This is a genomic window from Bacillus sp. cl96 (assembly GCF_900100505.1).
GTDB lineage: Bacteria > Bacillota > Bacilli > Bacillales > Bacillaceae_G > Bacillus_A > Bacillus_A cereus.
This window is the reverse complement of the sequence record NZ_FNDM01000028.1, coordinates 1-21,261: the sequence shown is the minus strand read 5'-3', so window position 1 is coordinate 21,261 and position 21,261 is coordinate 1. Positions and strand designations below refer to the sequence as shown.

Genomic DNA, 21,261 nt, shown 5'->3' with positions numbered 1-21,261 from the left:
TCCGCCCATTCTGCCGTGATAAAGATGCAGTACAATCTGTCCTATTTGCATGTGAAGTAGCTGCATACTACAAATCACAAGGGAAAACGTTATATGACGGTCTATTAGAAGTATTTGAGAAGTACGGTTTCTTCCGTGAAGACCTTGTATCGTTAACGTTAAAAGGAAAAGATGGAGCTGAAAAAATCCAAGAGATGATGGCAACGTTCCGTGAGAATCCGCCGAAAGAAGTAGCAGGCTTAACAGTCGTAGCAGTGGAAGACTATAAAGCAAGCATCGTTACATCTTTACAAGATGGACATAAAGAAGAGATTCACTTACCGAAATCAAATGTGTTAAAATATCAATTAGAGGATGGTTCATGGTTCTGCCTACGTCCATCTGGAACTGAGCCGAAGATTAAGTTTTACTTTGGTGTAAAAGATAGTTCTTTACAAAATAGTGAACAAAAGTTACTTACTATTAAAGAAGACATTATGAATCGTTTATAATACAAAGTAATTTTAAGTAGTAAGGAACAAAAGGGAGCGAAATCTCCCTTTTGTTTTATGTAGGAAATGCTTGCTATTGATTCCGACAGGAGAGAGGGTATTTTGTGATGAAAAAAGTAAGAAAAGCGATAATCCCAGCAGCTGGATTAGGAACACGTTTTTTACCAGCAACGAAAGCAATGCCGAAAGAAATGTTACCGATAGTAGATAAACCAACGATTCAATACATTGTAGAAGAAGCAGTGAAATCGGGTATCGAAGATATTATTATCGTTACTGGTAAAACAAAGCGTTCTATTGAAGATCATTTTGATAATGCATTTGAACTAGAACAAAACTTATTAGAGAAGAAAAAATATGAGTTGCTTGAAAAAGTACAAGCTTCTTCAAAAATGGTAGATATTCATTACATCCGTCAAAAAGAGCCGAAGGGACTAGGACATGCTGTTTGGTGTGCGCGTAAATTCATTGGTGATGAGCCGTTTGCAGTGTTACTAGGTGATGATATTGTCCAAGCTGAGAAACCGTGTTTACGTCAATTAATGGATGAGTATGAAAAAACACTTTCTTCTGTTATTGGTGTACAAACTGTTCCAGAGTCGGAAACACATCGCTATGGAATTATCGATCCATTAGAACAAGAAGGTCGTCGTTACCAAGTTCGCAATTTCGTTGAGAAACCAGCACAAGGTACAGCTCCTTCAAACTTAGCAATTATGGGCCGTTACATTTTAACGCCCGAAATCTTTATGTTCTTAGAACAGCAACATGTCGGTGCTGGTGGTGAAATTCAATTAACAGATGCAATCCAAAGCTTAAATGAAATCCAACGTGTATTTGCTTACGATTTCGAAGGAAAGCGCTACGACGTAGGTGAAAAGCTAGGATTCGTTCAAACGACAATTGAAATGGCCCTGCAACACCCAGAATTACGTGATGACATGGTTGCAATGATGAAGAAAATTTTAGAAGAACAAGCGAATCAAGAGTCTTAATATAAAAAAAGAGTTATTGCAGCAAGCTGCAATAACTCTTTTTTATTATGAAATCGTCGAATGAGAATGCTGATAAGCAGAGCGACGCACAGCATAGTATATGCGAGGTGCGATAATAGCACCGATAATTGTAAATGCAATATCTTTTACTGCAAACCACATCATAATCATCCAAGCAGCTTTATAGCTCATATTACCGCCCATAAAGAGATTGACTGCTCCGTACATGTAAGTAGTACCGATTATATAAGTTAAAATAATTCCAGTGAAAGAGGCAATTGCAAATGTAATGAAAGTGGGTCTTTCTTTTTGTTCTACTAGTTTTCCTGATACGTAAGCAACGATAATAAATGCGATAATAAAACCACCAGTAGGATCTAAAAGTGCTCCAAATCCAGCTTTGAAGTTAGCGAAGATTGGTGCGCCGGCTAAGCCAACGAGCATATATACAGTCATGGATAAGGCACCAAGTCTACTTCCAAGAAGAAGACCTGCTAAAATTGCGAAAAATGGTTGCATAGATAATGGGATGCCTGCTACTTGTAAGAAAGGTGCCCAAGATACAATATTTGCACCGATGGCCATAAGAGCAACAAACATGGCAGCTAATGCTAAATCTAAAACATGTAATCTTCTCATAATGTTAACCTCCTGTTGTTTTTAGGTTAACATTATCGTAGCGAAAATATTTACTTGTTGTCAATCAAAATATTTTGATAAGAAGGCTTTAAATAGTCTCTTAGCAACGTATATGGAATACGAAATTGCGGAATTCCACTTGAATAGGGAGCAATCTCATATAAAGGGAAATAAATGACGAGATTGTCTGGCTCTAAAAAGAAGTGAAATTTTTTCATACTCATTACTTTTTCAGTTGCATCAGGAAAATAAATGCTTTCATTTTGTTTAATTTGTCGTACAATCTCTGCACGGATTATATCTTTATATTTATCCTTTTGTTGAAATAAATCGTCTAAGTGCAGCACCTTTTTTTCGTTTAAATCAAATGTATTTGCCTTCCACGTATAAAGACCGTGTGCTCCGCCAGTATATTGATAGTAATTCACATATAGGCTAAGAAAAGGTGGTTTGTTTAAAGAGACTTTATAATCAACATTTGCTACGTACGGATGAAAGGGTGTACTAGATCCTGCTGTCTCTTTATAATATTTTTTTGCTTCTTTTTCTAATTTGTTTTTAAATTTGTCAGTGGATTTTTTGTAGTATAAATTGAGTTTATTTTGAAATTTAGAATCAGAAAAGTTGTGAAAAGAAGGCCTATTTATTTGATATTCTATATAAGGTTTCTTACCTTTTTGCGTTACAGTCTTAACATCGATTGTCAGGTTAGATGCTTTGGCTGTTATTGCACAATTTGGTACAATAGTCAGCAAGGAGAACATAAGCAGTAATATACAAAATTTCTGTTTCATTTAGGTGAAGCCTCCTTATATAAGTGTTATAAGTAGTTTGAAAATAAATAGGTAAAATTATACATTTAATTAAAGTAAGAGAAGGGGGAAGCGATATGGCAAAAACTTTAATGGATTCACTTGGAATTGAGTTGTTAGAGATGACAGAAGATAAGGTAGTTGCTACGATGCCTGTTGATGAGCGTACGCATCAACCGTTTGGATTTTTACATGGAGGTGCATCGGTTGCATTAGCGGAAACAGTGGCAAGTGTTGGTTCATATAATTTAATTGATCAAGAAAAATGTATTTGTTTCGGATTAGAAATTAATGCAAACCACATTCGCTCAAAGAAAGATGGAATTGTAACGGCGATCGGAACACCGATACATAGAGGACAATCGACAATGGTTTGGGATGTTCGTATTATTGATGAAAATGATGATTTACTATGTATATCAAGATGTACAGTAGCAATTAAAGAAAAACGTGAAAAGTAAAAAAGAGGCGCTCTTACGAGCAGCCTCTTTTTCTTATAATTAGAACTGGATTTTCTTCTCTAAGAAACCTTTTAGTTCGCTAATTGGCATACGAACTTGTTCCATTGTGTCACGGTCACGTACTGTAACAGCTTTGTCTTCAACTGAGTCGAAGTCGTATGTGATACAGAATGGTGTACCGATTTCGTCTTGACGACGGTAACGTTTACCGATAGAACCAGTTTCATCAAAGTCTACCATGAAGTCTTTAGCTAATTCTGCGAATACTTCAGTAGCACCTTCAGATAGCTTCTTAGATAATGGTAAGATAGCTGCTTTGTATGGTGCTAAAGCAGGGTGGAAACGAAGAACTGTACGAGAATCGTTTTCTAATTGCTCTTCTTCATATGCATCACATAAGAATGCTAATGTTACGCGGTCTGCGCCTAAAGATGGCTCGATGCAGTATGGCACGTAACGCTCATTCGTTTGTGGATCAATATAGTTAAAGTCTTCGTTTGAATGTTCCATGTGACGTTTTAAGTCGAAGTCTGTACGAGATGCAACGCCCCAAAGTTCGCCCCAACCGAATGGGAATTTGAATTCAATGTCAGTTGTTGCATTACTGTAGTGAGATAACTCTTCTTCACCGTGGTCACGAAGACGCATGCTCTCTTCAGACATACCAAGTGAAAGTAACCAGTTTTTACAAGTTTCACGCCAGAATGCAAACCACTCTAAATCTTCACCAGGCTTACAGAAGAATTCAAGTTCCATTTGTTCGAATTCACGTGTACGGAATGTGAAGTTACCAGGCGTGATTTCGTTACGGAAACTCTTACCGATTTGGCCGATACCAAATGGAAGCTTTTTACGCATAGAGCGTTGAACGTTTTTGAAGTTTACGAAAATACCTTGTGCTGTTTCAGGACGAAGGAAGATTTCGTTTGTGCTAGACTCTGTAACACCTTGGAATGTTTTGAACATTAAGTTGAACTGACGGATTTCAGTGAATTCTTCACTACCGCAATCAGGACATTTTACTTCATGTTCTTTCATTAAGTCAGCCATTTGGTCGAAAGTAAGACCGTCAACAACCATTTCGATGCCTTTTGCATCTAAAGCATCCTCAATTAATTTGTCAGCACGGTGACGAGCTTTACATTTTTTACAGTCAATCATTGGATCGTTGAAGTTACCAACGTGACCAGAAGCGATCCAAGTTTTAGGGTTCATTAAAATAGCTGCGTCTAAACCAACGTTGTGTGGAGATTCTTGAATGAATTTTTTCCACCAAGCTTTTTTAACGTTATTTTTTAATTCGATTCCAAGTGGACCGTAATCCCAAGTGTTTGCAAGACCACCGTAAATTTCAGAACCAGGGAAAACAAAACCGCGATGTTTCGCTAAGTTTACAACTTGTTCCATTGAATACATAAGAAAATCCTCCTTTTGAAAGTTAACGTATTGGCGATGACATACTCTGATACTTTGGAAACGAGCAGTATATGCTAAAAAGAACATAAAAAAACGCTCATCCCAAGGCTTATTTGCCTAGGGACGAGCGTTTGCCCGCGGTTCCACCCTAGTTGATACACAAAAGGTGCATCCACTTTATCATGTATTGCTCGGGACTGCCGTTTCCTTGCGGCTTCAGGCTTTCACTATCCCTGAATCGCTTTTTATGCAAGTACTTATAAGTCCGTCATCGCTACTTATATTAATAATAATGAACATATTCTAACACGTTCTTTTTTAAATCTCAATAGAGGAACGCGTCTATCTATGATAGAGTCTCGCCTATTTTTTCATTATTTATTCCGTAATTTTGCTTAATATGCTTAATTGCTTCACGCTTACTTAATGGAGCGAGCTCATTGTTTTGAACGTATTCCCAAACTACATCCGGATTTGTTTTTGCATATTCACGAAGGACCCAGCCAATCGCTTTTTGAATGAAAAATTCTTTTGAAGAATGTAGTTGTCCAATAATCCAGAAAAGAAGTTCTTCATCCATCTTTTGTTTATATTTTAGTTGGAATAAAATAGCGGCACGTTGTAACCATATGTTATCTGATGCAATCCATTTTGGAATATAGGCAGAAATTAATTCTGGATGTTTTAAAAAGATATCGCCTAAAAATGTAGGGACGATGCTATCGACAGAGTCCCACCAAGATTTTGTGACAATCAGTTCTTCTAAGAAGGGGATATGAGTTTCGTTTATATGCTTTTTATATTTTTGCATAATATCAAGTGCGGCCGCTTGGAATTCACGTTCTGGTAAGTCCCAAAGCTCACGTATGATAATTTGGAAGTCTTTTTGATCTGGGAGAGTATGTATTTGAATGATGTCTTTTAATAATTGGCGTCTTTCCGGTGTTTGAATACCTAGAAATAGGAAGTGATTTTTCATATAACGAGCCATAGGTTCTGCTTTTTCAGGATTTTGATGAGCTGTGAAATGCTCTTGTAATGCTTTTACAAATGGATGCATAAGTGTTGCTCCTCTCTTATTCTCTTTCTTCTCTTATTATACAAAGAGTTTGGATAAATTTTAAAACATAACTTGCAATGTAATGAAATATGTTGAAAGTAGAGAGGAGAGGATAAGATGGAGGATCAAGGCGTATTAGCAGGTTTCTTTGCTCTTAGTTTTGCGTTTATTCTTGTTATATTGATTTGGGCAATTATTTCATATTTGTTAACGGCTTTTGCACTTTATTCGATGGCGAAAAATGATGGTGCAACGGACGGGGTGCTTGCGTTTATTCCGTTTTTGAATAGTAAGACATGGGGTGACTTAGCGAAAGATAAATTACCAGATTTTTTGAAAGAAGAAGCAGGGTGGAAAGTATTCGGTATATACGTTGCATGTTTTATTTTTAATTTCGTACCAATTATAAGTTTACTAGCAACAGCTGTATCGATTGTATTGTCCATTTATCTTATCTACGCTATTTTAGACAGATACGGAACGAACTCTATATTATTTACGATTATTCATGTAATCACATTTTCAGTGTTCTTACCGATTCATTTATTTATCATTCGAAATGAACCGGTGAGATATAAAGAGTAGATTTTTCTTTTTTGTTGATAAGTCGATATATTTTAGATATAAGTAAAAAAGCGCCCTGATTATCAGAGCGCTTTTTTTACTACATAAGATAGCGTAAATAAATATAAATGTGAGAAATGATTAATGAAACGATCATAATTGGGAAACCGACTTTTAGGAAGTCCATGTAACTAAATTTATGTCCTTCGCGGCTCGCGATACCTGCAACGATTACGTTAGCAGAAGCTCCGATTAATGTTCCGTTTCCGCCCAGACAAGCACCTAGTGCTAATGCCCACCATAATACATCGATTTGTGCGTCAGATGGTGATAAGCCTAGCCCAACTGCCATATCGTTAATAAGTGGAATCATTGTTGCAACGAATGGGATGTTATCAATTGTTGCAGAGGCGATACCAGATACCCATAAAATAAGGATGGATGCGTAAGAAATATCTCCGCCTGTTATACCAATTACTTTTTGAGCTAACATTTTGATAAGACCGATATCGATAAGTCCTCCAACAAGTACGAATAGCCCTGCGAAGAAGAAGATTGTTACCCACTCTACACTTGCGAATACCTCTTCAATTTCATGTTCTTTCACACCAATTAACATAAGTACAGTAGCACCAGTTAAGGCGATAATAGCGGCATCAATATGGAAAATAGAATGAGTCATGAAACCTACAATTGTAAGTCCAAGTACCGTTAAAGATTTTTTCATTAATACTGGATCTTTAATGTATTGTTTTTCATCTAAGCTCATTAATTTTTTAACTTGTACAGGATCGGCAATTAATTGTTTACGGTACATGAAGTAAAGTATTGTTGCTGTAACTGCAATAATAATAATTACGATTGGTGCTAGATTTAATAGGAAAGCATTGAAGTCTAAATGCTTATTTGCAGAACCAATCATAATGTTAGGTGGATCACCAATTAATGTTGCTGTTCCTCCAATATTTGAAAAAATAATTTCAGAAAGTAAATAAGGAACAGGATTTACTTGCAGTATGCGCGTAATAGATAAAGTAACTGGAACAACAAGAAGTACAGTTGTAACGTTATCTAAAAATGCGGAGCCAAGCGCGGTAAGTAGGGAAAGGGAAATTAAAATTTTAATTGGATTTCCTTGTGCCCCTTTTGCTGCTTTAATGGCAACGTATTGGAAAACACCTGATTTACTCGTAATGTTCACCAAAATCATCATACCGATGAGTAGCGTAATTGTTCCCCATTCAATATGTTTCGTAAAGGCGTTATGTAAATCGACGACCCCCACAATTACCATGAATGCTGCACCGAGAAGTGCGATGACAGCGCGATTAATTTTTTCAGAAATAATAATGGCATATGTAATTAAAAAGACTGCGATAGCAAAATAATACTGCCAGTTAGCGAGTTCTTGCGTTGTTTCGTGCAAAAATCTCATCTCCTTTCATTCATTTTTCTTAGTGTGTCAAATATTAACTAGATGAAACACACATAACGTCATTATAAAGTAGAAAAACTGCGGATGTAAATGAAAGGAGAGATTTTGTCATATTTTCTGCATAGGTCATTTTTTCTTATTTTTTAAAATATTTGTGGGCATTTGACATATATATAAGATACATCCAATCTGAATATTTAAAATGGAATTAGCATTCGAGCTTGTTCGTGTAGGAGTGTCAAATAGAAAGGAATGACAAAAATGATAAGGAAGGGATCGTATGGATGAACAACGATTTTTATTTTTAGACTTTGAGTTTACGATGCCCCAGCATAGAAAGAAACCGAAAGGATTTTTTCCAGAGATTATTGAGGTAGGACTCGTTTCAGTTGCTGGCTGTAAGGTAGAAGATACGTATTCATCACATGTCAGGCCGAAAACATTTCCTTCTTTAACGGATCGATGTAAGAAGTTTTTAGGAATAAAACAAGAAGTCGTGGATAAAGGGATTTCATTTCCTGAACTCGTTAAGAAGCTTGCAGAATACGAAACGAAATGTAAACCGACAATTGTAACGTGGGGAAATATGGATATGAAAGTGCTGAAACATAATTGTGAAATGGCAGGGATAGCTTTTCCATTCTTCGGACAGTGTCGTGATTTATCGCTTGAGTATAAGAAGTTTTTTGGAGAAAGAAATCAAACAGGATTATGGAAAGCAATTGAGGCGTATGGAAAAGTAGGGACAGGGAAGCATCATTGTGCGCTTGATGATGCGATGACGACGTACAATATTTTTAAACTAGTAGAAAAAGATAAAGAGTATTTAGTAAAGCCAGCACCTCCAACATTAGGAGAACTTGTTGATTTTTCAAAAGTGTTAAAGAAAGTGAGCACACAGTAACGACCAAATTGCACATTATGTAATTTGGTCGTTTTGTTTTTTAGAGTTTGTAGTCTTTCTTTAACTGTTGTAATGTTTCTAGACTACGCTCTGCAAAAGGTGAATCATCTTCAGAAAATGAATTCATTTGAGTTTCTAATGCTAATTTTAGTGACTCGGTATAATCCGGAATTTCTCCTTCATATTTTTTCACCATTTGCTCTGGAATGTTCGTCTGTTCACGGAAAGCTAAAGCGCGTCTTTCATGGAAAAATGGTACGTCAGCTTGTTTTACGTTATGTAAGTCACCTTGCACCGGATGTTTTAAAACAGCTAATACTTTTACGACGTAACTGCCAGGGCGGCTATTTGTAACTTCGCCGATGTATTTTCCTGTTTTATAAATACCAGTAACGATTTCGCCAATTTCAAATGTTTCTCTCATATTTTTCACCTCAAGTTTATAGTAAGGAAAGTAGGAGAAGGAGTCAAAGAAATCATTTGCTTTCAGAACGCCCCTTGAGAATATAGATAGGTTCCACTATAATTTAAAATGATATAACAGAAAATTCTGATGTTTTATAAATCCTATAATAAGGAGTGTTCTATATGATGCCTTTATATTTTCCGGAAGATAAAACAGAATATATTATTCCAGGGATTGTTTGCGTTCTATTTATTATCGGTGCTATTGCCACGTGGCGCATGTTTATTCGTGTATCAAAAAGAGAAGCAGAGCGATTGCAGAAAGTTGAAGAAAAACTATTAGCTGAAAAGAAACAGTAATGCATTTTTGTATGTTTCCCTCTATGCTCGGACAATCTAAGGGCAGAATATATTTTGGAGGGAATAAAATGAAGAAACGGCTTTTTTTCAGTTGTTGTTTATTATTTCTGATGGCAGGTTGTGACCAAGGAAAGCCGAAAGAAATTGAAGTGAAATTACATAATGCTTCAGGAGATGAAGTAGGGACTGCGAAAGTAGTGCAGCAAACAAGTGGCGTGAAAATTACGATTAAAGGAGAAGGTTTCACGCCAGGACCACACGGACTACATGTACATGAAATCGGAGAGTGTAAGGCACCTCGTTTTGAATCATCCGGGAATCATTTTAATCCTGATGATAAAAAACATGGTCTTCTTAATCCGAAGGGTGCAGAAAACGGTGATTTACCGAACGTAGTTGCAGATGGTTCTGGAAAGATTAAAGCGGAAATCGATGCACCTCACATCACACTTGAAGAAGGAAAAACGACGATTCATAGAAAAGATGGAGCGTCTATTATTATTACAGAAAACCCTGATGATGGTATGACTCAACCGACAGGTAAATCAGGGGCTCGAATTGCTTGTGGCGTAATTGTAAAAAAAGCATCGGATATGAAGAAAAAGTAAAAGCTACCGTGAATGGTAGCTTTCTTTGTGAAATGTAATTAAAAATATATCAGCGATTATTGGAATATATCGACTGTAACTCAAATTATATCGGCGATTATTGGAATATATCGACCGTAACTTGAAATATAGCGACTTACCGACAAAATATGACAAAGGAGTCTGTCCAAGAATGATTAGGGGGACAGACTCCTTTCTTATTATGAAAACGTATGACGCAGTCTGTTTAAAATTTCTTCTAAAACAGATCGTGGACAGCCGATATTAATTCGAATATGTTCTTCGCCACCTAACCCGTATTTCTCACCAGGTTCAACAATGATTTTTCCTTTTTCCTCAAGTAATACAGTACGCTCGTTTTGAGAAAGCTTTAGATGAGAACAATCAATCCATAATAAAAAGCTACCTTCTGGCTTCGTTACGGAAAGAGCAGGTATGTGAGTTTTAATATATTCACAAGCAAATTGAGCATTATCTTCTATATATAATCGAATTTCGTTTAGCCAATCATTACATTCTGTATAGGCGCTTTGCATCGCTGTATAAGCGAAGATATTTAATCCGTGGAAGCCTTGTCTATATTGGATAGATGTAAAGGCTTGACGGAGTTTTTCATTTGGAATGATAATAATCGATGCTTGTAATCCAGCGATATTAAATGTTTTACTTGGAGCCATACAAGTAATCGTGCGAGCTGCTAATTCTTCAGATAAAGAAGCGAACGGTGTATGTGTATGATCTGCGTAAATAATATCGGAATGAATTTCATCCGCCACAACGATTACGTTATATTTAGTACATAACGATCCGAGCTGCAAAAGTTCCTCTTTCGTCCAAACGCGCCCGATTGGGTTATGAGGGCTACAAAGAAGCATGAGTTTGATGCCTTGCTGAAACTGCTTTTCTAAATGCTGGAAGTCTATCACATATGTATCATTTTGTTTCTGTAATGGACTCACGTATAACTGTCTGTTGTTTGTTGTGACCATTTCGAAAAATGGAGGATAAATAGGTGGTTGTACGAGAACGGATTCGTTTTCTTTTGTGAAAGCCTGTATGCTCGTACTAAGAGCTGGAACGATTCCGGCGCTAAAGACAATCCATTCTTTTTGAATATCCCAGTCGTATTGTTGTTTTGTCCAGTTACAAATAATATTCCCAATATTTTCGGGAGGAAGTGTATAGCCAAAAATCGGATGTTCGATTCGTTGTTTTAAGGCAGTTTGAATTGGTTTTGGTACTTCAAAATCCATATCAGCAATCCAAGCATGGATAAGTTCTTCGTTTTTATATGTATCCCATTTTATACTATGCGTTCCACGTCGATTGATTGCTTTATGAAATAGTTGCATAAGTTTGCTCCCTTCTTCTGTAAAACCAATAAGTTATGAAAGTTCTCTCTCTTCTTATAGAATAGCTGATGTGATAGGATAAAGAAAAGTATTAAAAAGTGAAAAGGCGGGAAGCGAATGGGTACATATGAAAAGATGATAGAGGTTGTGAAGAATTGGGATCCGTTTCAAATGGGACCGGAGTTTTATGAAACAGAAGCGAGCGATGTTGTGAACGTCATAAGTGTGTTTGACGATCCAAAATACATCGCAAAGAAGATTCAACATATATACTTTATGTCTTTTGAGGAAGTACCTGCGCTTGAAAAATGTGAGAAATTAGCTATGAAATTACTTGTAATAAAAGAAGGTGGAAGCTGTTCATTATAGGCTGTCGGAATTTCCGACAGCCTTTTTTATATTATCCCGCTATTTTCCGGGCAGTAAGACCCCGACCTCAAAATTCAGCGGAAGCAAAGAAGTTAGGTGGGGACTGATTAAAGTTTCATTTTATTGCGCGGAAAAAGCGATAATTTCTTCATAAACATGTTCAGGCTTTTCTTCAGGTAGTAAATGTCCTGTATTTTCATAAGAAATAAATTTTGAATTCGGTAAATCTTTGTGTAGACGATGACCTACATGTACAGGGACGACGCGGTCTTTTTCACCCCAAATGAGTAGGATAGGTGTTTCGATTTTTTGTAATTCAGTTGAAGATAAGTCACCTTCACGGTCTCGTATCATGCGAGTTAAAGCGGGGAATATACGGTTGTCATAAAAAGGAGCGGAGTAACCTTTTTTCATTTCATCGTCAATTAATGAGTGATCATGAACGACATTCATTAAGTTATGAACAATGCCGCGCCGTATAATCCAGTTCTTTACGTATAAATGAAAGAACGGTAAATAAGAAGAGTATAGTAAAGGTAAGGTTGCGCGCGCTAAATAGCTCGAGCTACATAGTAAAATCGTCTTTGAAATGAGTTCAGGACGTATACGGTTTACATAGAGAGAAATTTGCCCACCCATAGAATGCCCAACTAATACAATGTTTGAGAGAGATAAATGTTCAATTAAATCAATAATAATCGTTGCTAAATTGTGATAAGAATATTTAAACAGATGAGACTTATCACTTTTTCCGAACGGTGGTAAATCAAGAGCAATGACTGTTCCTTCCTTCGCTAGTAAAGGAATGAGACGGCGGTAACTGAATGAGGAAGATAAAAAGCCGTGAACGAGTACGAAAGTAGGGCGTTCTGTTTTATTATCATGTTCATACAATTCGTAATGAACAGTAGTGCCGCGAGTGGAAAAAGTGAAATAAGGACAAGTATATTTATGATTCATTTTTTGTCACTCCATTGATTTTTGTTCATATCATCTCCAAGGAAGAAGAAAATATGTTAACAAAAAAAGGCAAGATGACGATGTCATCTTGCCTTTCGTTTATTCAGTATTACTCGCGCACAATATTAGGCGGTGTTTTTCCTTGTAATCCTGCAACTAAATTTTCAGCGGCGGTCATGGCCATTTGCTGACGAGTTTTTAATGTTGCAGATCCGATGTGCGGTAAAGTCACAACATTTTGTAATGATAAGAGTGGATTATCTTTTTGGATTGGCTCTTGTGTAAAAGTATCGATGCCTGCTGCAAAGATTTTCTTTTCTGTTAAAGCATGGATTAACGCTTCTTCATCTACTGTTTTCCCCCGAGAAGCATTAATGAAGATTGCTGTTTCTTTCATTAATGAAAATTCCTTTTCTCCGATAAGGTGATATGTTTCATCTGTTAATGGAGTAAGAAGAACAATAAAGTCAGACTGCTTCAGTAGCGTCTGTAAATCACAATATGTAGCATCGAATTTTTGTTCAGCTTCTTCTTTACGACGGCGGTTATAGTAAAGAACATTCATATCAAATCCGAATTTTGCTCGTTTTGCAACGGCTTCTCCAATTCGGCCCATACCGATAATACCAATTGTGCTATGGTGTACATCTAGTCCGAAGTGTTCTTTTCCGATTTCAGCGTTCCATTCACCATTTTTCACGTAAGAATCGAGTTCGCAAACGCGGCGCCCAGCTGATAGCATAAGGGCGAAAACGAGATCAGCTACTGTATCATCTAATACGTATGGTGTATTCGTTCCGATAACCTTTCGATTTTTCATCGCTTGTAAATCAAAATTATCGTAACCAACAGAAATGTTGCTCACTACTTTTAAGTTAGGAGCCACTGTCAGTAATTCTTCATTAATAGCAGATCCGAAATTTAATAACCCATCTTTATCTTGTATTTTCTCTAATAGAACATCACGAGGTACTTTCTCATTTTGATCCCATTTTTCATAATCACAGTGTTCTGATAAATAGTTTTCTACAAATGTCGGAACTGGTTCAGCAATATAAATTTTTGGTTTCACGGTTCCATCCCCTTTCGCTTTATCACGCATTTTTCCGCTGATTAAAGTTTCACTTTATTTTGACATAATTCAATAGAAAAATCTTCTTTTCAAACTGGAAAGGGTATTTGTATAATTTAGACACAAACGAAAAGGAAGGATGATTTATATGGTGACAGAAAAAGAATTAGAATTATTAGCTTGTCTTGAAAAGAGTAGTCGATTATCTGTAGATACATTAGCGAAGCTGTTAAATATAGAAGTAGAAGAAGTAAAGAAGATGGTTGCGAGATTAGAAAATGAAAAGATTATTGTGGATTATGTAACACATATCGATTGGACGAAAGTGAAAGAACATACAGGTTTAACGGCAATGATCGATGTGAAAGTTACGCCAAAGCACGGCGTTGGGTTTGATGCGGTTGCTGAGCAAATTTATCGTTATTCAGAAGTGAAATCCGTTTATTTAATGTCAGGGACATATGATCTTTCTATTACATTAGAAGGTAAAACGATGGGGGAAGTAGCGATGTTTGTTTCTGAGAAATTAGCAACAATTGAATCTGTCGTTTCTACAACTACTCATTTCATTTTGAAGAAGTATAAACATGAGGGCGTTATTTATGAAAAAGACGATGATGATAAGCGAATTGTGGTGACACCATGAAGCAATTTGAACTATCTAGATCAGCAGAATCTTTAAAACCATCTGGTATTCGAAAATTTTTTGATTTAGCAGCAAATATGAAAGGTGTTATTTCCCTCGGGGTAGGAGAGCCGGATTTTGTTACCCCTTGGAATGTAAGGCAAGCATGTATTCGTTCTTTGGAACAAGGGTATACGTCATATACAGCAAATGCAGGATTATTGGAGCTCCGTCAAGAAATAGCAAAGTATCTAAAAAAACAATTTGCAGTATCTTATGATCCAAGTGATGAAATCATTGTTACAGTTGGAGCGAGCCAGGCGTTAGATGTAGCGATGCGTGCCATTATAAATCCTGATGATGAAGTGCTCATTGTTGAACCAAGCTTCGTTTCTTATGCACCACTTGTGACATTAGCTGGAGGAGTTCCGGTTCCTGTGGAGACTAAGCTAGAAAACGAGTTTAAAGTACAACCAGAACAAATTGAAGCAGCTATTACAGCGAAAACAAAGGCGATTTTGCTTTGTTCACCAAATAACCCGACAGGTGCAATGCTAAATAAATCCGAGCTTGAAGAAATAGCAGTGATTGTTGAGAAGTACAATCTAATTGTATTATCTGATGAAATTTATGCAGAGCTTGTATACGACGAAGCATATACAAGTTTCGCGAGTATTAAAAATATGCGCGAGCATACGATTTTAATTTCAGGATTTTCAAAAGGATTTGCGATGACAGGATGGCGTCTCGGTATGATTGCAGCTCCTGTTCAGTTTTCAGAATTGATGCTCAAAATCCACCAATATTCCATGATGTGTGCACCGACGATGTCTCAGTTCGCAGCACTTGAAGCGTTACGTGCGGGGAATGATGAAGTAATTCGGATGAGAGATAGTTATAAGAAGCGTCGTAATTTTATGACGACATCTTTCAATGAAATGGGCTTAACGTGTCATGTGCCGGGCGGAGCATTTTATGTTTTCCCTTCTATATCTTCAACAGGATTATCTTCAGCGGAATTTGCAGAACAGTTATTGCTGGAAGAAAAAGTAGCTGTTGTCCCTGGTAGCGTATTTGGCGAAAGTGGTGAAGGGTTTATTCGTTGTTCTTATGCGACGTCGCTTGAACAACTTATGGAAGCAATGAAGAGAATGGAACGGTTTGTTGAAAATAAAAAAAGGACAAAACGTAATACGTTTTGTCCATAAAAGGGGGGGAATACTAGAAAGCCATGTGTTAGTAGTCTATCCCAATATTGGAGAATTATACTTCTTTAAGGGAAATTTTTCATGAATTTTGAATGAGTTCTGTCATAGTGGTATAATTTACTAATATAAGGTATGCGCATTCTAGATATTGTTATCTAGAATGCGTACTAACCAATCGGATATTTAAAATAAATATATCTGCTTTGCTCTCTATAATTGTAGAGAGAATGGTAAACGTATGGGAGTGTTTCATATGTCAGAACAATATACAACAGGAGTGGTTGTAACAGGGAAAGTGACTGGAATTCAAGATTACGGTGCGTTTGTAGCGTTAGATGCAGAAACACAAGGACTTGTGCATATATCTGAAATTACAAATGGATATGTAAAGGATATTCATGACTTTTTAAAGGTCGGCGATACAGTAGAAGTAAAGGTACTTTCAATTGATGAAGAGCACAGAAAAATGAGTTTATCGTTAAAAGCGGCGAAAAGAAAACAAGGAAGGATTCTTATACCGAACCCATCTGAAAACGGATTTAATACGCTGCGAGAAAAGTTGGCAGAATGGATTGAAGAGTCCGAGTTAACAAAGTAAAAGAGGAACGCATATGAGCGTTCCTCTTTTACTTTATCTTATGATATATATTTGCAAATATGATTGCATGCAATCATATTCGTATGTCGGAGGTGAAAGGACATACTGATTATCGAATTTCGTTTGTTTCTGGGTGCGTACCAAGATTTTCAGATGGTTTAAACAGTAAACCAAGGTTGATAAGCCCAGATATACCAACGATGCCGTAAATAATACGTGCAAGAGCTGAATTTTGTCCACCGAAAATGGCTGCTACTAAGTCAAACTGGAAAAACCCGATTAGTCCCCAGTTCACAGCGCCAATTACAGTAAAGACTAATGCGATACGTTGCAAAGTACTCATGAAAAAGCCCCCCTTAATTGTGAAGCATGAGCAAGCGATGAGTTAATTAACTCTTTTATAGAATGGGGTAGTTATGTTGTTTTTATACATAAAAAATGTTCGAAAGAGGATGTATATACATCTATACCGAAAAATGCGAATTTTTATGCAAAAAATGAACTTTTTCTAAAAAATATATATTGGTTACGTTTACAATTGCCTAATCGCTTGATTTACAACTTCAGTTTCGCTAAAGTGAATACAGAAATACATATCCATAATTGGAGGGAAAAAGATGAGTACACATGTAACGTTCGACTATTCTAAAGCGTTATCCTTCATCGGTGAACATGAAATCACTTATTTACGTGATGCAGTGAAAGTAACACATCACGCAATCCACGAAAAAACTGGAGCTGGGAACGATTTCCTTGGGTGGGTAGACCTTCCGCTTCAATATGACAAAGAAGAATTCGCTCGCATTCAAAAATGCGCAGAAAAAATTAAAAATGACTCTGACATTTTACTTGTTGTAGGTATTGGCGGTTCTTACCTAGGAGCACGCGCAGCAATCGAAATGTTAAACCATTCTTTCTACAACACGCTTTCTAAAGAACAACGTAAAACTCCACAAGTGCTATTTGTTGGACAAAACATTAGCTCCACTTATATGAAAGATTTAATGGACGTATTAGAAGGTAAAGACTTCTCTATTAACGTTATTTCCAAATCAGGTACAACAACAGAGCCAGCACTAGCATTCCGTATCTTCCGTAAGTTATTAGAAGAAAAGTATGGAAAAGAAGAAGCGCGCAAACGTATTTATGCAACTACAGATAAAGCGCGTGGTGCATTAAAAACATTAGCTGATAACGAAGGTTATGAAACATTTGTTATTCCAGATGATGTTGGAGGTCGTTTCTCTGTATTAACGCCAGTTGGTTTATTACCAATCGCAGTAAGTGGCTTAAATATTGAAGAGATGATGAAAGGTGCAGCTGCTGGTCATGATGACTTCGGAACATCAGAACTAGAAGAAAATCCAGCTTACCAATACGCAGTAGTTCGTAACGCTTTATACAATAAAGGAAAAACAATTGAAATGCTTGTTAACTATGAGCCAGCACTTCAATACTTCGCTGAGTGGTGGAAACAGTTATTTGGTGAAAGTGAAGGAAAAGATCAAAAAGGTATTTTCCCATCTTCAGCAAACTTCTCAACTGATTTACACTCATTAGGTCAATACGTTCAAGAAGGGCGTCGTGACTTATTTGAAACAGTTCTTAAAGTAGGAAAATCTACACATGAACTAACAATCGAATCAGAAGAAAACGATTTAGACGGATTAAACTACCTTGCTGGTGAAACTGTAGACTTCGTAAACACAAAAGCATACGAAGGTACATTACTTGCACATAGCGACGGGGGAGTACCAAACTTAATCGTAAATATTCCTGAATTAAATGAGTACACATTCGGTTACCTTGTATACTTCTTCGAAAAAGCATGTGCGATGAGCGGCTACTTATTAGGCGTGAATCCATTTGACCAACCTGGAGTAGAAGCATACAAGAAAAACATGTTTGCTTTACTTGGTAAACCAGGATTTGAAGAATTAAAAGCAGAATTAGAAGAGCGTTTAAAATAATAAAAAGCGACCGGATTCCGGTCGCTTTTTATTATTTTATCGAAAAGTCCATCAGTATATTCAAACTAAAGTGGGTATGCTAAAGGAAAAGTCTAGGAGGGATGGGCTTGATTCCGATTCAATCAAATTTAGAAGGACGTACATATGCGTTATATAAGTTAGAAGAGATTATGAAACCACTTGGATATAGCATTGGTGGTAATTGGGATTATGATAAAGGATGCTTCGATTACAAAATTGATGAAGAAGATGGGTATCAATTTTTACGAGTTCCATTTACAGCCATTGATGGAGAACTAGATGTACCAGGCGTAATAGTTCGTCTTGGAACGCCGTATATTCTTTCGCACGTATATCAAGACGAACTAGATGATAATGTGAATACTTTAACAGCTGGAACGAGTGGAATGGATCAATTTGCTGAGCCGAAAGATCCAGATGGAGATGTGAAAAGAAAATATATCAATATTGGGAAAGTGCTCATGCAAGAATTAGAGCGTCATTTTACTAATGGTGAATAACAATGAGTATGTCGCTTTCAATGAGAACAAAGGAATGAACTGGATTAATCATATATTGTTCGTCGCGCTTTATACCTAGTAAGAGAATGTTTTGCTTTAAAAGAGTATAGCTACAATTGGCAAAAGTTTGTCCGGTGCAGGACGATGGAAGCTCCATCAGTTGTAATTTATTATCAGAGATTTCGTCGTAAAGTGAAAATAGTACACCTGAAATGGAAGGGAATAAAAGAGAAGCGGTAAATACATAGCTCGTTAATTTATTTCCTTCTATAATTTCTGACACGCCAGCTCTCGTTGCATTTTGTATTTGTTCAGAAGTAAGAAGTTCAGCGATGCAGTGAATGTTTGGGTTGAGCCCTTTTGCAGTTAAAATATTTAAAATGGACTGTGTATCCGCTAAGCTTTCGTTTTTTTCTTTATCAGCTGTTATTAATATGGTGTGTGCCGTTGCAATATTGGCCTTTAATAAAGTTTGATCGTGATGCGGACAACCTTTTATAAATTCTAAATGATGAAATGGTTTTGGGAGTAAAGAAAGTGTTTCATCAATTAAAACGATATCAAGGTTTGGTTGTAATACGTGCATTTGCTTTACAACATGTTTTGCGCGCTCATTCCAGCCAACGATAATCATATGACCGTTAGAAGTAGCGGCTTCTTCACCTTTAATTTTCATATATTGTTTATTAATCATTTCAGTAGCAAACAGCACCATATAATAAGAACAAAAGCCAGTTCCTAATAAAATAATACTTATACCTATTAGTTTTCCTATCGTCGTATGGGGAGCAAAGTCTCCATATCCAACTGTAAAAATGGTAACGATTGACCACCAAATTCCGTCAAACCATGTAGTGAAATGAAAAGGTTCTAATCTATGTATAAGAAAACCGGAAAAAGCAGTCAGTACAATAATAAAACAAATTAAACGAAAAATAATGGAATCACGAAATGTATCTACTAAATTCGGACGGGATTTCAATTGCCTATTCCTCCTTACTTTGTAGGACTACATTCATTGTTGCCATTATAGAAAAAAGAAAAACTCTCTAATTAAAGAGAGTTTGTTTTATGTTACATACTTTCTACTTCAGTTTGTTGGACACTTTCAAGATGCTGGAGAGCATAGTAAACATCAGCAGTATGTCTTTTTTGATCAATGGATAGTTTAAGATGTAAATAGTGAGAACCGTTTTCTAATGTTTTAAGCTTCATATTCTTAACTTTTATATCCATTTCTTTTATTTCTTCAATTACGATTGGGATATTGTCCATATTTCGTACAACAAGTTTCACAGCGATATCACGTTGACGAAATGATCTAGGGCCTACATATTTCATCGCGAGTGGTATAAGTTCGACACTAATCATAAGGAAACACATTCCGAATATCGCTTCAATATAGAATCCGGCCCCAACAGCAATACCAATACCAGAAGCACCCCAGATCATAGCGGCAGTCGTGAGCCCTGCAATGCTATCGTTACCTCTTCTTAAAATTACGCCAGCACCTAAAAAACCAATTCCTGATACAATTTGAGCGGCAAGTCGAAGTGGATCCATATTCATATGATCGGTATGTGGTAAGTTATAAGCTGCTTTAATAGAAACAATCGTTAGGAGGCAACTAATAATAGAAATAACTAAACACGTTTTTAAACCAAGTGGTTTCCGTTTTAATTCACGTTCTAAACCAATGGCAAATCCTAAAATAGCCGAGAGACCTAGTTTGATTAATAAATCGGTATAGTCCATATATATTCCTCCCTGTATGATATGCTATATGAATAAAACGCTTATTATAGAAAGAAACGTCTTTTGATAGAGTAACTTTATATAAAATATATGTAGGAATTGCTCATACATGAAAGAGATATTTCGTTTAAGTATATGATATAAAAAAAGAAATGTGGGCAGTTTTAAAAAAAGTTTATAAAAGGTGTTGCATTTCATTTTTTACCATGATATATTAATAACCGTCGCTGATGCGGAAACGCAGAAAACGACAAAAAAGAAATTGAAAAACTTAGTTGACATCGAAAAACGAAGATGTTAACATAAGGAAGTCGCAAATGAGCGACCGAGTAGTTCTTTGAAAACTGAACGAAACAAACAACGTGAAACGTCAATTTTTATTTTAGATGCTAGACAAACTAACTTTATTGGAGAGTTTGATCCTGGCTCAGGATGAACGCTGGCGGCGTGCCTAATACATGCAAGTCGAGCGAATGGATTAAGAGCTTGCTCTTATGAAGTTAGCGGCGGACGGGTGAGTAACACGTGGGTAACCTGCCCATAAGACTGGGATAACTCCGGGAAACCGGGGCTAATACCGGATAACATTTTGAACCGCATGGTTCGAAATTGAAAGGCGGCTTCGGCTGTCACTTATGGATGGACCCGCGTCGCATTAGCTAGTTGGTGAGGTAACGGCTC

At 36.6% G+C, this 21,261-nt stretch carries 24 protein-coding genes, 1 rRNA gene and 1 pseudogene; 14 read left to right on the top strand and 12 right to left on the bottom strand.

Annotation, left to right across the window (positions count from 1 at the left end; translation table 11 throughout):
- Both BLT20_RS29005 and galU read left to right on the top strand, forming a co-directional pair.
- Positions 1-491: pseudogene (locus tag BLT20_RS29005) on the top strand (phospho-sugar mutase); the annotation flags it as partial.
- Between the two features lie 107 nt (positions 492-598).
- On the top strand, positions 599-1,486 hold the full coding sequence (gene galU, locus BLT20_RS29000; RefSeq protein WP_002097988.1) for a UTP--glucose-1-phosphate uridylyltransferase GalU: 888 nt from the start codon (positions 599-601) through the stop codon (positions 1,484-1,486).
- Between the two features lie 45 nt (positions 1,487-1,531).
- Here galU and BLT20_RS28995 read toward each other — a convergent pair whose 3' ends face one another.
- Positions 1,532-2,125: a biotin transporter BioY gene (locus BLT20_RS28995; RefSeq protein ID WP_001253379.1), complete on the bottom strand. Its 594-nt coding sequence runs from the start codon at positions 2,123-2,125 to the stop codon at positions 1,532-1,534.
- Positions 2,126-2,175: 50 nt separating this feature from the next.
- Positions 2,176-2,919 (bottom strand): DUF3298 and DUF4163 domain-containing protein, encoded by a 744-nt coding sequence (locus BLT20_RS28990; RefSeq protein WP_000810324.1) that lies wholly within the window; start codon positions 2,917-2,919, stop codon positions 2,176-2,178.
- Between the two features lie 95 nt (positions 2,920-3,014).
- Between BLT20_RS28990 and BLT20_RS28985 the strand changes: the two genes are divergently transcribed.
- Complete coding sequence (locus tag BLT20_RS28985) at positions 3,015-3,398, top strand: hotdog fold thioesterase (protein WP_001140612.1); 384 nt, start codon at positions 3,015-3,017, stop codon at positions 3,396-3,398.
- A gap of 39 nt (positions 3,399-3,437) precedes the next feature.
- Here the strand turns inward: BLT20_RS28985 and BLT20_RS28980 are convergent, their stop codons facing one another.
- Together BLT20_RS28980 and BLT20_RS28970 are read right to left on the bottom strand one after the other, a co-directional pair.
- Positions 3,438-4,814, bottom strand: coding sequence for a glycine--tRNA ligase (locus BLT20_RS28980; protein ID WP_000287147.1), 1,377 nt, complete (start codon positions 4,812-4,814; stop codon positions 3,438-3,440).
- A gap of 346 nt (positions 4,815-5,160) precedes the next feature.
- Entirely contained in the window at positions 5,161-5,874 is a 714-nt protein-coding gene (locus tag BLT20_RS28970; RefSeq protein ID WP_000553305.1) for a DNA alkylation repair protein, read from the bottom strand.
- 117 nt (positions 5,875-5,991) lie between these two features.
- On the opposite strand from BLT20_RS28970, the gene BLT20_RS28965 reads away from it, so the two are divergent.
- Positions 5,992-6,459 carry a hypothetical protein gene (locus BLT20_RS28965; protein ID WP_000390061.1) on the top strand — a complete coding sequence of 156 codons (468 nt, stop codon included), beginning with the start codon at positions 5,992-5,994 and terminating at the stop codon, positions 6,457-6,459.
- A gap of 79 nt (positions 6,460-6,538) precedes the next feature.
- Here BLT20_RS28965 and BLT20_RS28960 read toward each other — a convergent pair whose 3' ends face one another.
- Positions 6,539-7,864, bottom strand: coding sequence for an ArsB/NhaD family transporter (locus BLT20_RS28960; RefSeq protein ID WP_000545209.1), 1,326 nt, complete (start codon positions 7,862-7,864; stop codon positions 6,539-6,541).
- 289 nt (positions 7,865-8,153) lie between these two features.
- Here BLT20_RS28960 and kapD point away from each other — a divergent pair, with 289 nt between their 5' ends.
- Positions 8,154-8,777: a 3'-5' exonuclease KapD gene (gene kapD / locus BLT20_RS28955; protein ID WP_000344356.1), complete on the top strand. Its 624-nt coding sequence runs from the start codon at positions 8,154-8,156 to the stop codon at positions 8,775-8,777.
- A 40-nt stretch (positions 8,778-8,817) separates the two neighbouring features.
- Here kapD and BLT20_RS28950 read toward each other — a convergent pair whose 3' ends face one another.
- The gene (locus BLT20_RS28950) at positions 8,818-9,201 is read right to left on the bottom strand and encodes a kinase-associated lipoprotein KapB (RefSeq protein ID WP_001209344.1); all 384 of its coding nucleotides are present in this window, start codon (positions 9,199-9,201) and stop codon (positions 8,818-8,820) included.
- A 164-nt stretch (positions 9,202-9,365) separates the two neighbouring features.
- Between BLT20_RS28950 and BLT20_RS30705 the strand changes: the two genes are divergently transcribed.
- Positions 9,366-9,542: a hypothetical protein gene (locus BLT20_RS30705; protein WP_000982757.1), complete on the top strand. Its 177-nt coding sequence runs from the start codon at positions 9,366-9,368 to the stop codon at positions 9,540-9,542.
- Positions 9,543-9,610: 68 nt separating this feature from the next.
- Positions 9,611-10,150, top strand: coding sequence for a superoxide dismutase [Cu-Zn] (sodC, locus tag BLT20_RS28945; protein ID WP_000746519.1), 540 nt, complete (start codon positions 9,611-9,613; stop codon positions 10,148-10,150).
- A 200-nt stretch (positions 10,151-10,350) separates the two neighbouring features.
- Here sodC and BLT20_RS28940 read toward each other — a convergent pair whose 3' ends face one another.
- Complete coding sequence (locus tag BLT20_RS28940; RefSeq protein ID WP_001175826.1) at positions 10,351-11,502, bottom strand: MalY/PatB family protein; 1,152 nt, start codon at positions 11,500-11,502, stop codon at positions 10,351-10,353.
- Positions 11,503-11,619: 117 nt separating this feature from the next.
- Between BLT20_RS28940 and BLT20_RS28935 the strand changes: the two genes are divergently transcribed.
- On the top strand, positions 11,620-11,871 hold the full coding sequence (locus BLT20_RS28935; RefSeq protein ID WP_000537640.1) for a YugE family protein: 252 nt from the start codon (positions 11,620-11,622) through the stop codon (positions 11,869-11,871).
- Positions 11,872-11,991: 120 nt separating this feature from the next.
- Here BLT20_RS28935 and BLT20_RS28930 read toward each other — a convergent pair whose 3' ends face one another.
- Positions 11,992-12,831 carry an alpha/beta fold hydrolase gene (locus tag BLT20_RS28930; protein WP_001015860.1) on the bottom strand — a complete coding sequence of 280 codons (840 nt, stop codon included), beginning with the start codon at positions 12,829-12,831 and terminating at the stop codon, positions 11,992-11,994.
- A gap of 109 nt (positions 12,832-12,940) precedes the next feature.
- Positions 12,941-13,933 (bottom strand): 2-hydroxyacid dehydrogenase, encoded by a 993-nt coding sequence (locus BLT20_RS28925; protein ID WP_002026496.1) that lies wholly within the window; start codon positions 13,931-13,933, stop codon positions 12,941-12,943.
- Positions 13,934-14,051: 118 nt separating this feature from the next.
- Here BLT20_RS28925 and BLT20_RS28920 point away from each other — a divergent pair, with 118 nt between their 5' ends.
- From BLT20_RS28920 to yugI, 3 genes are all read left to right on the top strand, one after another.
- Positions 14,052-14,549, top strand: a complete 498-nt coding sequence (locus tag BLT20_RS28920; RefSeq protein ID WP_000255696.1) for an Lrp/AsnC family transcriptional regulator — start codon at positions 14,052-14,054, stop codon at positions 14,547-14,549.
- Positions 14,546-15,736, top strand: a complete 1,191-nt coding sequence (locus tag BLT20_RS28915; RefSeq protein WP_000808537.1) for an aminotransferase — start codon at positions 14,546-14,548, stop codon at positions 15,734-15,736. The genes BLT20_RS28920 and BLT20_RS28915 overlap by 4 nt, the downstream gene beginning before the upstream one ends.
- Before the next feature lie 253 nt (positions 15,737-15,989).
- On the top strand, positions 15,990-16,334 hold the full coding sequence (yugI, locus tag BLT20_RS28910) for a S1 domain-containing post-transcriptional regulator GSP13 (RefSeq protein ID WP_000003764.1): 345 nt from the start codon (positions 15,990-15,992) through the stop codon (positions 16,332-16,334).
- Positions 16,335-16,443: 109 nt separating this feature from the next.
- Here the strand turns inward: yugI and BLT20_RS28905 are convergent, their stop codons facing one another.
- On the bottom strand, positions 16,444-16,677 hold the full coding sequence (locus BLT20_RS28905; protein WP_000105788.1) for a DUF378 domain-containing protein: 234 nt from the start codon (positions 16,675-16,677) through the stop codon (positions 16,444-16,446).
- A 274-nt stretch (positions 16,678-16,951) separates the two neighbouring features.
- Between BLT20_RS28905 and BLT20_RS28895 the strand changes: the two genes are divergently transcribed.
- On the top strand, positions 16,952-18,304 hold the full coding sequence (locus tag BLT20_RS28895) for a glucose-6-phosphate isomerase (protein WP_000103654.1): 1,353 nt from the start codon (positions 16,952-16,954) through the stop codon (positions 18,302-18,304).
- 107 nt (positions 18,305-18,411) lie between these two features.
- Positions 18,412-18,825 (top strand): YugN-like family protein, encoded by a 414-nt coding sequence (locus tag BLT20_RS28890; protein ID WP_000612334.1) that lies wholly within the window; start codon positions 18,412-18,414, stop codon positions 18,823-18,825.
- Here the strand turns inward: BLT20_RS28890 and BLT20_RS28885 are convergent.
- Both BLT20_RS28885 and BLT20_RS28880 read right to left on the bottom strand, forming a co-directional pair.
- On the bottom strand, positions 18,812-19,807 hold the full coding sequence (locus tag BLT20_RS28885) for a potassium channel family protein (RefSeq protein ID WP_000842320.1): 996 nt from the start codon (positions 19,805-19,807) through the stop codon (positions 18,812-18,814). The two genes, BLT20_RS28890 and BLT20_RS28885, sit on opposite strands and share 14 nt — an antisense overlap.
- A 92-nt stretch (positions 19,808-19,899) precedes the next feature.
- Positions 19,900-20,580, bottom strand: coding sequence for an MgtC/SapB family protein (locus tag BLT20_RS28880; RefSeq protein WP_000386676.1), 681 nt, complete (start codon positions 20,578-20,580; stop codon positions 19,900-19,902).
- A 404-nt stretch (positions 20,581-20,984) separates the two neighbouring features.
- Here BLT20_RS28880 and BLT20_RS28870 point away from each other — a divergent pair.
- Positions 20,985-21,261 (top strand): 16S ribosomal RNA (locus BLT20_RS28870); the annotation flags it as partial.

What these genes read in the sequence shown, in the direction of transcription:
- BLT20_RS28930 (WP_001015860.1), bottom strand. Translation starts at nt 12,831, where the DNA reads ATGAATCATAAATATACTTGTCCTTATTTCACTTTTTCCACTCGCGGC.
- BLT20_RS28925 (WP_002026496.1), bottom strand. Translation starts at nt 13,933, where the DNA reads ATGCGTGATAAAGCGAAAGGGGATGGAACCGTGAAACCAAAAATTTAT.
- BLT20_RS28985 (WP_001140612.1), top strand. Translation starts at nt 3,015, where the DNA reads ATGGCAAAAACTTTAATGGATTCACTTGGAATTGAGTTGTTAGAGATG.
- BLT20_RS28980 (WP_000287147.1), bottom strand. Translation starts at nt 4,814, where the DNA reads ATGTATTCAATGGAACAAGTTGTAAACTTAGCGAAACATCGCGGTTTT.
- BLT20_RS28895 (WP_000103654.1), top strand. Translation starts at nt 16,952, where the DNA reads ATGAGTACACATGTAACGTTCGACTATTCTAAAGCGTTATCCTTCATC.
- kapD (WP_000344356.1), top strand. Translation starts at nt 8,154, where the DNA reads ATGGATGAACAACGATTTTTATTTTTAGACTTTGAGTTTACGATGCCC.
- BLT20_RS28950 (WP_001209344.1), bottom strand. Translation starts at nt 9,201, where the DNA reads ATGAGAGAAACATTTGAAATTGGCGAAATCGTTACTGGTATTTATAAA.
- BLT20_RS28905 (WP_000105788.1), bottom strand. Translation starts at nt 16,677, where the DNA reads ATGAGTACTTTGCAACGTATCGCATTAGTCTTTACTGTAATTGGCGCT.
- galU (WP_002097988.1), top strand. Translation starts at nt 599, where the DNA reads ATGAAAAAAGTAAGAAAAGCGATAATCCCAGCAGCTGGATTAGGAACA.
- BLT20_RS28920 (WP_000255696.1), top strand. Translation starts at nt 14,052, where the DNA reads ATGGTGACAGAAAAAGAATTAGAATTATTAGCTTGTCTTGAAAAGAGT.
- BLT20_RS28970 (WP_000553305.1), bottom strand. Translation starts at nt 5,874, where the DNA reads ATGCATCCATTTGTAAAAGCATTACAAGAGCATTTCACAGCTCATCAA.
- yugI (WP_000003764.1), top strand. Translation starts at nt 15,990, where the DNA reads ATGTCAGAACAATATACAACAGGAGTGGTTGTAACAGGGAAAGTGACT.
- BLT20_RS28940 (WP_001175826.1), bottom strand. Translation starts at nt 11,502, where the DNA reads ATGCAACTATTTCATAAAGCAATCAATCGACGTGGAACGCATAGTATA.
- sodC (WP_000746519.1), top strand. Translation starts at nt 9,611, where the DNA reads ATGAAGAAACGGCTTTTTTTCAGTTGTTGTTTATTATTTCTGATGGCA.
- BLT20_RS28990 (WP_000810324.1), bottom strand. Translation starts at nt 2,919, where the DNA reads ATGAAACAGAAATTTTGTATATTACTGCTTATGTTCTCCTTGCTGACT.
- BLT20_RS28880 (WP_000386676.1), bottom strand. Translation starts at nt 20,580, where the DNA reads ATGGACTATACCGATTTATTAATCAAACTAGGTCTCTCGGCTATTTTA.
- BLT20_RS28965 (WP_000390061.1), top strand. Translation starts at nt 5,992, where the DNA reads ATGGAGGATCAAGGCGTATTAGCAGGTTTCTTTGCTCTTAGTTTTGCG.
- BLT20_RS30705 (WP_000982757.1), top strand. Translation starts at nt 9,366, where the DNA reads ATGATGCCTTTATATTTTCCGGAAGATAAAACAGAATATATTATTCCA.
- BLT20_RS28935 (WP_000537640.1), top strand. Translation starts at nt 11,620, where the DNA reads ATGGGTACATATGAAAAGATGATAGAGGTTGTGAAGAATTGGGATCCG.
- BLT20_RS28995 (WP_001253379.1), bottom strand. Translation starts at nt 2,125, where the DNA reads ATGAGAAGATTACATGTTTTAGATTTAGCATTAGCTGCCATGTTTGTT.
- BLT20_RS28915 (WP_000808537.1), top strand. Translation starts at nt 14,546, where the DNA reads ATGAAGCAATTTGAACTATCTAGATCAGCAGAATCTTTAAAACCATCT.